Source organism: Streptomyces sp. NPDC053493, assembly GCF_044544825.1.
Taxonomy (GTDB): domain Bacteria; phylum Actinomycetota; class Actinomycetes; order Streptomycetales; family Streptomycetaceae; genus Streptomyces.
On record NZ_JBITXS010000002.1, the window covers coordinates 570,587 to 579,689 of the forward strand.

22 protein-coding genes are annotated in these 9,103 nt (G+C 69.3%); 3 read left to right on the top strand and 19 right to left on the bottom strand.

What is annotated here, in order from left to right; all coding sequences use genetic code 11:
- Positions 1 to 33: 33 nt before the first annotated feature.
- The 4 genes from ACIGO8_RS08155 to ACIGO8_RS08170 are packed head-to-tail and all read right to left on the bottom strand — an operon-like array spanning position 34 to position 864.
- Positions 34 to 186, bottom strand: coding sequence for a hypothetical protein (locus ACIGO8_RS08155; RefSeq protein ID WP_399725720.1), 153 nt, complete (start codon positions 184 to 186; stop codon positions 34 to 36).
- A complete protein-coding gene (locus ACIGO8_RS08160) occupies positions 183 to 338 on the bottom strand; it encodes a hypothetical protein (RefSeq protein WP_399725723.1) in 156 nt (51 codons plus the stop codon). The genes ACIGO8_RS08155 and ACIGO8_RS08160 overlap by 4 nt, the downstream gene beginning before the upstream one ends.
- The gene (locus ACIGO8_RS08165; RefSeq protein ID WP_399725726.1) at positions 335 to 625 is read right to left on the bottom strand and encodes a hypothetical protein; all 291 of its coding nucleotides are present in this window, start codon (positions 623 to 625) and stop codon (positions 335 to 337) included. The genes ACIGO8_RS08160 and ACIGO8_RS08165 overlap by 4 nt, the downstream gene beginning before the upstream one ends.
- Positions 622 to 864, bottom strand: coding sequence for a helix-turn-helix domain-containing protein (locus tag ACIGO8_RS08170; RefSeq protein ID WP_399725729.1), 243 nt, complete (start codon positions 862 to 864; stop codon positions 622 to 624). The genes ACIGO8_RS08165 and ACIGO8_RS08170 overlap by 4 nt, the downstream gene beginning before the upstream one ends.
- Positions 865 to 1,115: 251 nt before the next feature.
- On the opposite strand from ACIGO8_RS08170, the gene ACIGO8_RS08175 reads away from it, so the two are divergent.
- Positions 1,116 to 1,895, top strand: a complete 780-nt coding sequence (locus ACIGO8_RS08175) for a GntR family transcriptional regulator (protein ID WP_399725732.1) — start codon at positions 1,116 to 1,118, stop codon at positions 1,893 to 1,895.
- A 54-nt stretch (positions 1,896 to 1,949) separates the two neighbouring features.
- On the opposite strand, the gene ACIGO8_RS08180 is transcribed toward ACIGO8_RS08175, so the two are convergent.
- On the bottom strand, positions 1,950 to 2,384 hold the full coding sequence (locus ACIGO8_RS08180; protein WP_399725735.1) for a hypothetical protein: 435 nt from the start codon (positions 2,382 to 2,384) through the stop codon (positions 1,950 to 1,952).
- 171 nt (positions 2,385 to 2,555) lie between these two features.
- Between ACIGO8_RS08180 and ACIGO8_RS08185 the strand changes: the two genes are divergently transcribed.
- Positions 2,556 to 3,362: a Bro-N domain-containing protein gene (locus ACIGO8_RS08185; RefSeq protein ID WP_399725737.1), complete on the top strand. Its 807-nt coding sequence runs from the start codon at positions 2,556 to 2,558 to the stop codon at positions 3,360 to 3,362.
- 65 nt (positions 3,363 to 3,427) lie between these two features.
- On the opposite strand, the gene ACIGO8_RS08190 is transcribed toward ACIGO8_RS08185, so the two are convergent.
- The 4 genes from ACIGO8_RS08190 to ACIGO8_RS08205 all read right to left on the bottom strand — a co-directional run bounded on the left by ACIGO8_RS08190 (position 3,428) and on the right by ACIGO8_RS08205 (position 4,921).
- Positions 3,428 to 3,682, bottom strand: a complete 255-nt coding sequence (locus ACIGO8_RS08190; RefSeq protein WP_399725740.1) for a hypothetical protein — start codon at positions 3,680 to 3,682, stop codon at positions 3,428 to 3,430.
- Between the two features lie 106 nt (positions 3,683 to 3,788).
- Positions 3,789 to 4,169, bottom strand: a complete 381-nt coding sequence (locus ACIGO8_RS08195; protein WP_399725743.1) for a hypothetical protein — start codon at positions 4,167 to 4,169, stop codon at positions 3,789 to 3,791.
- Positions 4,170 to 4,271: 102 nt separating this feature from the next.
- Positions 4,272 to 4,586 carry a hypothetical protein gene (locus ACIGO8_RS08200; protein WP_399725746.1) on the bottom strand — a complete coding sequence of 105 codons (315 nt, stop codon included), beginning with the start codon at positions 4,584 to 4,586 and terminating at the stop codon, positions 4,272 to 4,274.
- 50 nt (positions 4,587 to 4,636) lie between these two features.
- Complete coding sequence (locus ACIGO8_RS08205; RefSeq protein WP_399725749.1) at positions 4,637 to 4,921, bottom strand: hypothetical protein; 285 nt, start codon at positions 4,919 to 4,921, stop codon at positions 4,637 to 4,639.
- 157 nt (positions 4,922 to 5,078) lie between these two features.
- Between ACIGO8_RS08205 and ACIGO8_RS08210 the strand changes: the two genes are divergently transcribed.
- The gene (locus tag ACIGO8_RS08210; RefSeq protein WP_399725752.1) at positions 5,079 to 5,264 is read left to right on the top strand and encodes a hypothetical protein; all 186 of its coding nucleotides are present in this window, start codon (positions 5,079 to 5,081) and stop codon (positions 5,262 to 5,264) included.
- Here the strand turns inward: ACIGO8_RS08210 and ACIGO8_RS08215 are convergent.
- The 10 genes from ACIGO8_RS08215 to ACIGO8_RS08260 all read right to left on the bottom strand — a co-directional run bounded on the left by ACIGO8_RS08215 (position 5,254) and on the right by ACIGO8_RS08260 (position 9,077).
- Positions 5,254 to 5,568 carry a hypothetical protein gene (locus tag ACIGO8_RS08215; protein ID WP_399725755.1) on the bottom strand — a complete coding sequence of 105 codons (315 nt, stop codon included), beginning with the start codon at positions 5,566 to 5,568 and terminating at the stop codon, positions 5,254 to 5,256. The two genes, ACIGO8_RS08210 and ACIGO8_RS08215, sit on opposite strands and share 11 nt — an antisense overlap.
- 95 nt (positions 5,569 to 5,663) lie before the next feature.
- Complete coding sequence (locus ACIGO8_RS08220) at positions 5,664 to 6,281, bottom strand: hypothetical protein (protein WP_399725757.1); 618 nt, start codon at positions 6,279 to 6,281, stop codon at positions 5,664 to 5,666.
- A 31-nt stretch (positions 6,282 to 6,312) separates the two neighbouring features.
- Positions 6,313 to 6,741, bottom strand: coding sequence for a hypothetical protein (locus ACIGO8_RS08225; RefSeq protein WP_399725760.1), 429 nt, complete (start codon positions 6,739 to 6,741; stop codon positions 6,313 to 6,315).
- Positions 6,738 to 7,082 carry a LuxR C-terminal-related transcriptional regulator gene (locus tag ACIGO8_RS08230; protein ID WP_399725763.1) on the bottom strand — a complete coding sequence of 115 codons (345 nt, stop codon included), beginning with the start codon at positions 7,080 to 7,082 and terminating at the stop codon, positions 6,738 to 6,740. The genes ACIGO8_RS08225 and ACIGO8_RS08230 overlap by 4 nt, the downstream gene beginning before the upstream one ends.
- Positions 7,079 to 7,240, bottom strand: a complete 162-nt coding sequence (locus tag ACIGO8_RS08235; protein ID WP_399725766.1) for a hypothetical protein — start codon at positions 7,238 to 7,240, stop codon at positions 7,079 to 7,081. Before ACIGO8_RS08235 ends, ACIGO8_RS08230 begins: the two co-directional genes overlap by 4 nt.
- Before the next feature lie 66 nt (positions 7,241 to 7,306).
- Positions 7,307 to 7,480, bottom strand: a complete 174-nt coding sequence (locus ACIGO8_RS08240) for a hypothetical protein (protein WP_399725768.1) — start codon at positions 7,478 to 7,480, stop codon at positions 7,307 to 7,309.
- Positions 7,477 to 7,740: a hypothetical protein gene (locus ACIGO8_RS08245; protein ID WP_399725771.1), complete on the bottom strand. Its 264-nt coding sequence runs from the start codon at positions 7,738 to 7,740 to the stop codon at positions 7,477 to 7,479. The genes ACIGO8_RS08240 and ACIGO8_RS08245 overlap by 4 nt, the downstream gene beginning before the upstream one ends.
- Positions 7,737 to 7,958 carry a hypothetical protein gene (locus ACIGO8_RS08250; RefSeq protein ID WP_399725774.1) on the bottom strand — a complete coding sequence of 74 codons (222 nt, stop codon included), beginning with the start codon at positions 7,956 to 7,958 and terminating at the stop codon, positions 7,737 to 7,739. Before ACIGO8_RS08250 ends, ACIGO8_RS08245 begins: the two co-directional genes overlap by 4 nt.
- Complete coding sequence (locus ACIGO8_RS08255; RefSeq protein ID WP_399725777.1) at positions 7,955 to 8,167, bottom strand: hypothetical protein; 213 nt, start codon at positions 8,165 to 8,167, stop codon at positions 7,955 to 7,957. The genes ACIGO8_RS08250 and ACIGO8_RS08255 overlap by 4 nt, the downstream gene beginning before the upstream one ends.
- A gap of 115 nt (positions 8,168 to 8,282) precedes the next feature.
- On the bottom strand, positions 8,283 to 9,077 hold the full coding sequence (locus ACIGO8_RS08260) for a hypothetical protein (protein WP_399725780.1): 795 nt from the start codon (positions 9,075 to 9,077) through the stop codon (positions 8,283 to 8,285).
- Between the last annotated feature and the right edge of the window lie 26 nt (positions 9,078 to 9,103).

Below are 9,103 nucleotides of genomic sequence, written 5' to 3' on the forward strand. Positions count from 1 at the left end.
GGACCGCCGGCCCTGGCGGCTAGACGGCCGCTGCTAGCGGCGTTCGGCACGGATGCAGTCGGCCTGGTACCTGGCCTGCTCCGCGGCGGCCTGGGCGCGCGCGGCAGACTCCTGGTTCCGGCGGATCTGCTCCTGCAGCTGGGCGTGCGCGGCGGCCTGGATCTCCTCGGCGGTCATCACGATCACCGGGCCGGGCGAACGTAGGAGGCGGCGGCGTGGGCGGCCTTGTCGGCGTCCGACATCACGAGGACCAGCGGGCCGCGGCCGACCTTCTTGCCGACGACGATCCGGCGGCGCTGCGGGGCGACGGTGGCGGCCTCGACCGCGGTGGCGCTCACAGGGCACCGCCGAAGGAACGAGCCTCCAGGCTGGTCGGCAGCGGAAGCATCGGGGTACCGAGGAGACGGCCGACGAGAAGGCGGGCCATCGCGTCCCTCTCGCGAGGGCTCTGGGTCTTCGGCAGCACGACCTGGATCGGGCCGGCGCTCTGCCGGAGAGCCACGCCTTCGAAGTGCTCGTACTCGGCCGGCGCGTCGATGATCTCCGCGTTGGTCTCCGCCAGAAGCTCAGGCAGCGGCGCCGAGAAGAGGCGGGCGGTCGAAGGCCGCTGGGTAGGGCCGCTCATGAGGCCACCGCCAGTTCGCTAGCGGGGATGCCGCGGTCGGCGAGGTACTGGTCGAAGGCCGCGCGGCTGATGCGGATCGTGCCGCGGCCGGTACCGACCCGGTAGGCCGGGAGATCTCCCTGGCGCACCAAGACGTAGACGGTCTGGACGTTGACGCCGAGCGCGGAAGCCACGTCCTTCGGCCTCAGGGGCGAGACGGAGGCGGGGCGGCCCGCCTTGACGGTAAGGTTGTCGTGCATCGGTTTCCTCCAAGACACCTGATGCGCGGCCCCTCGGGCGCGGTGTTGCGAGCACCGCGAACTCCCCGTGGGGCCATTTCTATGCAGCACACAAAGGTTGCGAGCCCTTTGAAAGCTGCGGACAAGGGAGACGTTATAACGAGTGGCACGACTGCGCAAGGGAGTCGGTGAACGACGCGCCGTAGTCGCGATAGACCGCAGGTCAGACCCCGTGCTTCACTGGTCCTATCGAGTAGACGAGGAAGGAACGGATGGCTTCAAAGACCGGGAAGAGCGCCTACGAGCAGGTTGCCGCAGACCTCCGTGCGCAGATCACGGACGGAGACCTCGCGACAGGCGACCAAATCCCGTCCGAGGCCGAGCTGATGACCCACTACGGGGTCTCGCGTATCGTCGTCCGCATGGCAGTCGACCGACTGCAGAGCGAAGGGCTCGTCGTCAAAAGACAGGGCGTCGGTACGTTCGTCCGCGAGCAAGCGCCCCCCAGCAAACGCATCGCTGGAGACTTGTACGGCGTGCGCCCCAAAGGCTCACCCGTCAAGGCGGCAGCCGCTCGGGCCGGCCAGCAAGCCGAGTGGGAGTACAGCAGCCGCGCCACCATCGCGACAAGGGCCGTGGCCGAGCGCCTCGCAATCGAGCCCGGCGCCGAGGTGATGCGCACGACGTACACATTCTTCGCCGACGACAAGCCCATCAAGCTGTCCACGTCCTACGAGCCGCTGGATCTGACGCGGGGGACGCCCATCGAGCAACCTGAGGCCAGTCCTGTCAGCGGCGTCGTCCCCCGGTTCGACCTCATCGGCCAGCACATCACACACGTGACAGAGGATGTGGTGGCGCGCGCGGCGCGCCCGCACGAGGTGGAGCAACTTGAGGTGGCGCCGGGAGTGCCCGTCTTCGTCATTACGCGCACCTACTTCGTCGGGAATCAGCCCGTCGAGACCTGCGACATCATTACGGCAGCCGACCGGTACGCGCTGTCGTACACCATCCCGCTCCCGCCCTTCAGCGAGGAAGACGGCGAGGCGTAACTGCCGCAGAACAAAGGCCCCTCCGGGTACCCGGAGGGGCCTTCGGCTTCCACCTCACTCTTCGTCGAGCAGGCCGCGCTGCCGCAGCTCTGCGAGGACCCGGTCAGAGATGTCCCGGATCTCTCGCGCGGTGAGGGTGTCCGCAACGGCGACGATCGCGTTGGTGACGGCTCCTTTGAGCTCTTCGTCTGGGATCGCAGCGTGCACGAACCCTGCCCCTCCAGGGCTTCGTTCGACAGTGATGGCGCCTGCGGCGCCTTCCAGGATGGCGGCGGCTGAGCCGGGCGCCCAACGAAGGGCCTTGTCGATCTTGATATAGCCGCTGTCGCGGATGGGGAGTCCGCGCTCGACGCGCTTATAGGTGTCCTTGGCCAGGCCTGCCGCCTCAGCGGCGGCAGCGACGGACAGAGTGAGCTCTCGTCTGCGGGCTGCGGCGGCCTCGGCGAGCCGCTGACGGTCTTCGGGTGTATTGGCGGGCATGGTCGCCATGATGCCCGCCCTCGCTATCTTCCGCTAGCTTAGCCGCTTAGTTAGTCGAAGCTGTAGCAAGCTAGTCGACCTTCCGCTACCTTGAACGCAGCAAGGCCCACCCGGTACTTGGCGGTTCGGGTGGGCCTAGCGATCAATCCACTGTGTCCACAGATCGGAGAGACCACGACCATGGTCGCATCCCAGGACGGCCCCGGCGAGAACGGGGCCGTCGAGCGTTTCAGCTTCGAAGGGGCAGAGGTCCGGACCCTGATCCGCGACGGCGAGCCCTGGTGGGTGGCCGGCGATGTCTGCGCGGTTCTGGACATCTCGAACGTCGGCAGCGTGCTGGCGCGCCTCGACGCCGATGAGAAGGATTCCATCCGTCTGACCGATGGAAAGCCGGGCAACCCGAACCGGGCCGTGATCAATGAAGCGGGGCTCTATACGTTGATCATCCGCTCCGACCGTCCCGAGGCCAAGGCCTTCAAGCGCTGGGTCACCCACGAGGTGCTGCCCGCGATCCGCAAGCACGGCCGCTACGAGGTGGCGCCGACGGCGGCCCGCGAGATCACCGCGGCGGCCGGCCCGGTGCCGTACAAGGAGCAGGCGGAGATCTTGTCGATCCTCCGCCCGGTCCTCCCGGAGGCCTACGCGACGGCGACGGGCAAGGTCATCATGGCCCGCGTGATGGGCGAGCAGCCGGAGCTGGAGTCGTCGGAGACGCCGCTGTATGCGTCGACGTTCCTCGCTGAGAAGGGCCACAAGCCGAAGACGGTGGCGAAGTTCCAGTCCGGGTTCGGCTCTCGGGTCAGTAACCGGTACTTCAAGGTGCACGGGCGCCGGCCGGGGAAGATCCCGGGCCCGGCCGGCTCCCGCATCGACAGCGTCGCGTTCTACACCGAGGACGACCGCCCGATCCTGGAGCAGGTGTACGCGGAGATTGCCGACCTGATCGACGACTTCGAAGGCGGCGGCCAGCTGCGGATGACCGCCTGACGTAGATGCGCGAGAGGCCCGCCACCCGGAAGGGTGGCGGGCTTCGTCGTGTGGCGCTGGGCGCGCTACAGCCCATGGGTGTTGAGCTCGGCCTTGTACTTGTACAGGAACCGGTGGGTCTCTTCGTCGGTGGCGACGTAGGTGTTGTCGAAGCGGCTGTCTGCCCCTGACGTCTTGCCGCTGGAGCGGTAGTGGAGCTGGCCTCCGGTGATCCGGTACGTCCGGTACTCGGTGAAGTTCTTTCCCTCGAAGCTGGTCCTTCTCTCGAAGCCTTCGTTCTGGTCGAGCAGTTGCTGGCGTACTGCTGCAGTCAGGCGCATGGTGCCCCCCTTGGCGGTTTGCGGTGGGCTGATGCTGGCACGAAGGCGGAGGTGTGGGCGAGCGAAAGCGAGCCCGCCACCCCTTCGGGTGGCGGGCTTCGTTGTGTCAGCGGGCGCCGGCCACGGCGGGTTCGTTGGCCTCGACTGCGGCGTCAATGAGTTGTTCGTACTGTTCGTTGTTGAGCAGGATTTCTAGCCCGAAGTTCGTGGCCCAGGCAACGTCGATGGTTTCTGACTCCTGGCCGCGGGTGCTTTCGACGTCATGGAGGAGCAGTCCGAAGCGCTCGCGGCGGTCGAGGGTGGTGCGGACGCCGGCCTGGGCTCGGTGCTCGTCTACGGCTTGGCGGGCGCACCGGACGTAGGTGGTGTAGTCATCGCCCATGTAGCGCTGGAGGGTCTCTAGCTGTGCTTGCGCTGTGCGGATCTTGAGGGGCCAGTCAGCGGCGGGTCCGAAGCGGGATTCGAGGGCTTGCGTGAGGTCTGTCATGGGTCTGGTGTAGCGGCCGGTCAACCGGCTGAAGTGGGAGGCGCCACGGAAGATCCACCCTTCGGGGGGCGGCTTCGTCGGTTCCTGCCAGCGCGGGGCGGGTCAGCCGAGGTAGTTGATCTGCAGCACGGTGACCGTCTTCAGCACGTCGCCGATGAGGAGGACGGCGAAGGCGTGGTCGGTGATGAGCATGCGGATGACGCCGTCGTCTTCACCGTAGGGCTGGGTGGCGCCGATGGGGTTGTTGCAGGCGGCGGCGAGGGCGAGGGTGAGTGCCTCGCTGGGGCCGGGTGGCATCGCTTCGTGTACGGCTTCCGCTGCGGGGTCGTACTTCAGCCGGTACTGCAAGGCGGATCCTCGATCTCCGGGCACCCGGGCGGGTGCGGCGAAATCACTGGCGCCGATTACAGTGATCATTCCACCGCGCAGCGTAGCGGACCGCTGACTGTACGAAGAAACGACCGAGGTCAGGCGGCGCCGCTGGTGCGGGACCGGTCGGCAGCGGCCTGGATCTTGTCGGTGGCGTCGACCCACGGACCGGGGGCTTCTTCGCCGCGGGCGTCGTAGGCGGCGAGCTTCCGGCCGCGGTCGACGGCGGCGACGGTGTCCTTGGCGATGCGTTCCCACTTGGCGAAGACGGTGAGGAGCTGGTGGGCTGGCGCGCGGTTGATCTCGCCGAGGAAGCGCTGGGTGAGTGCAGGGTTTCCGAGGGCGTCGCGGATCCGTTCGATGGTCCACGGTTCGCTGCTCATCCTGGCCCTCCGGTGGAGTCTCTAATCGCGCTTTCCACCGTAGCGCAAAACGTTAGCGGGCTAACGTTTCGGGACAGCAGTCCGGCTTGTCTATCGGCGCTTCGTATCGGAGTCGGCATCGGCGTGCCTGTTCGTGGCTGTGCGCGTTGTTCCTGTCGTGGATGCTGCCGAGCCGGTTTCCGGCGACTACACCGATGACCCGCGTCTGCCGCTGCTGACGGCTGCGGAGGCCCGCCGGGCGGTGGGGTTCTTGCAGCTGTTGGAGCAGTTGGATGTGACGCCGCGCGGTGAGGCCGCCGGCCAGCTCGCGGCGGACCTGGCGCGGCGGCTGCCTACTTCTTAGCGGCTAGCAACTGCTCGCGGTACTCGTTCTGGAGGCGCTGAAAGTCTTCCTCGTCGGTGGTGACGGCGTAGGCCGGGGCCCACAGGTTGTACTCGCCTGGAGCGATGCCTTCGCGTGACGGCTGACCGACTTCGACCTGGGTTCGCCAGCGCGTCCATGTCGGCACGGTCACTTCCATCCAGGTGTGCTCGTCCGGCTTCTGCATGAGGGTCTTGAGCCGCCCCTTGATGACCCCGCCGTTGTTGGGGAGGCGCACTTCGACGCTGGGGTAGGGCGGGGTGACCTCGAACCTTTTCTCTTCCACGCCGTGTGCATACCGGGCGAGGGGGCGAGAAGGGCGGGATGGCCACCAGGCGCGCCGGGTGATCATCCCTTCGGTCCAGCGTCGCGTCAACGCGCCTAAGCCGCGGCCCGCCGTTCGGCGAGCGGCAGCCGCATGATCTCTCCGCGCGCGTAGTCGGCTCCGCAGCCTCGGCAGGTTTCGCCGCGGCTGGCGAGGGTGAACGGCAGGTGGTGGCCGCAGGGGCATTGGGCGTGGAGCCGGCGGGCGGGCTTCTCTCCGCCGGTCATGCCCTGCAGCGTGCGGACTATGGCCGCGATCTCGTCGGCCGCTTCGTCAATGGCCGGGTGGTGCTGCACAGCCCAGGCCAGGTTGAACCGCAGGGTGCGGCAGGCGCCGGCGACCCGGTCCTGCAGCGTCCCGGCCTCGTGGAGTTCGGCGTGCCCGTGGTGCTCCCAGTCCCGGACCCAGGCCTGCAGCGGTCCGAGGACGGGTCCGGTTTCCATCTGGGCGTCGAGGACGTCGATGCGGAGCGGCAGGGGCGCGGTCTTGCTGCCGGAGACGGCGGGCCCGGTGCTGGCGCCGCGCTGCAGGTGCTGGGACAACTGCTGGTAGAGGCCGGGGATGGCGACCAGGGCGGCGGCGGTCCGGTCTTCGCAGATCCTGCAAAGGAACCTTGACAGCTCGTCGTCGCGGAGGTCGCGGGCGCAGCGGGTGCAGGTGGGCATGTCGTTCACGGCGGCTCTCCTTGCGGCGGTGCGAGGTGGGTCAGGCGGTGGGCGGCTGGAAGGCGGCGAGGAGTTCACCGAGGCCGAGTTGGGCGTCGCGGTAGCCATCGCCCCAGGCGCCGGGGTGGGTGCATTCCTCGTTGGCGAGTTCGGTGACGGCCAGCAGGGTCGTCTCGAGCCATCCGAGCTTGACGGCCCGATCGATTGCCTTGTGGCGCCACTTCTCCGCTTCGCTGTTGTGGAGTCCGACGAGCGCGTCGGCAATGGCGCGTTGGCCTTCGACGGGGAGCCAGTAGCCGGCGGCGTTCAGGGTGGTGGCGATGGCGTCGCGGATGGCGTCGCGCGCTTCGACGCCCTGTGCGCCGGTCTGAGCCTCTGCCACGTCGCCACCGTCTCGGATTACCTTCTCGCCGCGTTCGGCTGCGAGAGGGGCGCTCAGGGCCTCTGGCGGGGTCGAGTTGGGGTTCACGCTGCCTCCTGCTTGTCGCTGTGCGGCTGTGTGGGCTTGTTCCGGTAGGCGCGTTCGCCAGCCCTACACGGCTCACAGGGCTTCTCGCCGCGGCGCCGGTGGGCTTCGTAGCCGGCGTGGTCGCCGTGGCGCTGCGGCCGGCCGTCGAGGATCCCGGCCTGGCAGGCGAGCAGGACGGCGTGCGGGGCGTTCGCGGCGCCGAGCTTGGCGAGCACCCGGTTGACGGCCGCCGTGGCGCCCTTCGGCGTGACGACGAGCTCGGCGGCTATCTGGGCGTGCGTGCGGCCTTCGGCGACCATGCGGAGCACGTGGAGCTGGTGCGGGGTGAGTTCGGGGCTCACAGGGTCTCCAGAACGTCGTGGATGGGTCGGCGGGATGGGAAGTGTCGCTTGCTGCAGGGGCGGGCGTATCCGGCGATCGGTTCGTCGGACTGGATGCCGGCTTTGCGGTCTGCCTCCTGCTCCCATCCGTCGTGCCAGAGCGGCGGCTGGTCGGTCATGGGTCCTCCGTCGGGGCGCGCCCGCTGGTCTTGGCGGACTGGGCGCACCCCTTTGCGCGTCCGGGGTCAGGGGCGGCTGGTGAGATGCCAGCCGCGGCAGTGCGGGCAGCGGTAGGCGCGGCGCTCGCGGCGGTTGCCGTGGCCGGTGTCGATACGGGCGAGGGCGAGCTTGGCGGCGACCTCGTCGCGGTACCGGGCCTTGCCGGTTCGGCAGCTGGCGGCCGGGGCGTGGCGGGTCACGGCTGGGGCTCCTTCGGGCCGGGGCAGAGGAACGGGTAGGGCGGGTTAGTGCCGGTGCAGGCGGGGCAGTCCTCGGCGTTGCCGCCGACGTGGATGGGCAGCTCCTGCTCGACGGTGGCCTCGCGCCACGGGTAGCTGCATCGGTCGCACTCGCGGCGCAGGTGCTGCGGGAACTGGTTCACGTAGTGGGTGTAGGCGCCGCGGTTGCCGCACTTGATGCAGCGCGGGTTGGGGCCAGAGAAGGGCGGAAGGACGCTCACGGCTGCTCCTGCTGCTCGTCGAGGGCGGCGAGGATGCGGCGGCCGAGGGTCTTCTCGTTGCCGGTGCGCGCGTTACCTCGGGTTGCCAGCTCCTCGGCGAGGGCGCGGACGCGTTCGATGGCGGCCTGGTCCTTCCCGGCCTGCTCGGCGAGGGCGATGTGGGCCCGCTTGAGCGCGGCCAGGGCGGCCTTGGCCCGCTCGGCTGCGGGCCGGGTCATGAGTCGAATCCCTCGGGGTCGCCGGTGACCTCGTCGATCTCCGTAATGTCGAAGGACCAGCCGCGGAGGTCGTCGCGGTCCTCCAGGCCGCCGTCCACCCACTGCTCGAAGTACTGGGGGATGTCGTCGGCGTCGATGTAGCTGCCGTGGAAGGTGAGGGTGAAGGTGCCGGTGACCCGCTTGGTGGTGCGGCGGTCGTCGTGGCTCATCAGGTGCTCCTGCGCGGGTGCTTGAGGACGTGGGCTGTGCGGCAGACGATGGCGGCGGTGAGGATGGAGGCGGCGCACCAGGCGGCGAGGCCGGTGGCGAGCCACTGCCACCAGGTCACGACTCGGCCCCGGCGGCGTCGCTCATCGCGGTGAGCAGCTGCTTGACGGTGACGGTGTGGTAGCCGGGGCGGCCGGAGCAGAGCCGTTCGACAGCGGCGAGACGGCGGCGGTCCTCGGTGTCGTGGTTGGTGGGCGCGGCCAGCCCGGCGGCGGGGTGGGCGCAGGGGCCGCCGTTGCAGGCGCCGGTGTCGTCGCACTGCGGGCACTCGGCGACCGGCTGCTCCCCGACGGCGGGGCACTCCTCGGGCCGGTCGTCGCACACGCACTCGGCGGCCAGCTGTCCGGCGGCCAGCCCGGCGGCGGCCGTGGCAGCAGCACCGCCCGGGGGAACGATGATCGCCTCAATCCGCCAGTGCACGTTGAACTGCTCGGCGAGGGCGGCGGTCAGGACGTCCTCGCTGCCGCTGTCCGTGAAGCCGGCCCGCGCATCCTCGTCGGGGAAGCCAAGCTGGAGGGTGGTTCCGTCGAAGCCGGCGACCTGGGCGTTCTGCGAGAGCGTGTTCCAGGTGAAGCGGCGGCGGTTCTTGACCGCCTCCAGGATCTGCGGCCACATGGCCCGCACCTGATCGGCGCCCGCGGCCGACTGTCCGGCGGCCTGGCGGGCGGCGTCCCGGATCGTGGCGGCGAGCTTGGCGTACACGCGGCCGGACGCGGAGTACTCAATCCCCGCGCTGTCGATCGCCTTGACGAGATGCTGGGTGGCCTTGTGGAGAGACGGCGCGCAGCGGTGGCAGAAGTCGTGAGTGGCGCAGTGGCGGGTCGTGCGGCAGGCGGCGGTCTGGTCGGTCATGGTCATGCTCCTGGTGGTGTGGAAGG

What these genes read in the sequence shown, in the direction of transcription:
- ACIGO8_RS08255 (WP_399725777.1), bottom strand. Translation starts at nt 8,167, where the DNA reads ATGAGCCACGACGACCGCCGCACCACCAAGCGGGTCACCGGCACCTTC.
- ACIGO8_RS08165 (WP_399725726.1), bottom strand. Translation starts at nt 625, where the DNA reads ATGAGCGGCCCTACCCAGCGGCCTTCGACCGCCCGCCTCTTCTCGGCG.
- ACIGO8_RS08185 (WP_399725737.1), top strand. Translation starts at nt 2,556, where the DNA reads ATGGTCGCATCCCAGGACGGCCCCGGCGAGAACGGGGCCGTCGAGCGT.
- ACIGO8_RS08260 (WP_399725780.1), bottom strand. Translation starts at nt 9,077, where the DNA reads ATGACCGACCAGACCGCCGCCTGCCGCACGACCCGCCACTGCGCCACT.
- ACIGO8_RS08195 (WP_399725743.1), bottom strand. Translation starts at nt 4,169, where the DNA reads ATGACAGACCTCACGCAAGCCCTCGAATCCCGCTTCGGACCCGCCGCT.
- ACIGO8_RS08205 (WP_399725749.1), bottom strand. Translation starts at nt 4,921, where the DNA reads ATGAGCAGCGAACCGTGGACCATCGAACGGATCCGCGACGCCCTCGGA.
- ACIGO8_RS08170 (WP_399725729.1), bottom strand. Translation starts at nt 864, where the DNA reads ATGCACGACAACCTTACCGTCAAGGCGGGCCGCCCCGCCTCCGTCTCG.
- ACIGO8_RS08200 (WP_399725746.1), bottom strand. Translation starts at nt 4,586, where the DNA reads ATGATCACTGTAATCGGCGCCAGTGATTTCGCCGCACCCGCCCGGGTG.
- ACIGO8_RS08180 (WP_399725735.1), bottom strand. Translation starts at nt 2,384, where the DNA reads ATGGCGACCATGCCCGCCAATACACCCGAAGACCGTCAGCGGCTCGCC.
- ACIGO8_RS08235 (WP_399725766.1), bottom strand. Translation starts at nt 7,240, where the DNA reads ATGACCGACCAGCCGCCGCTCTGGCACGACGGATGGGAGCAGGAGGCA.
- ACIGO8_RS08175 (WP_399725732.1), top strand. Translation starts at nt 1,116, where the DNA reads ATGGCTTCAAAGACCGGGAAGAGCGCCTACGAGCAGGTTGCCGCAGAC.
- ACIGO8_RS08250 (WP_399725774.1), bottom strand. Translation starts at nt 7,958, where the DNA reads ATGACCCGGCCCGCAGCCGAGCGGGCCAAGGCCGCCCTGGCCGCGCTC.
- ACIGO8_RS08190 (WP_399725740.1), bottom strand. Translation starts at nt 3,682, where the DNA reads ATGCGCCTGACTGCAGCAGTACGCCAGCAACTGCTCGACCAGAACGAA.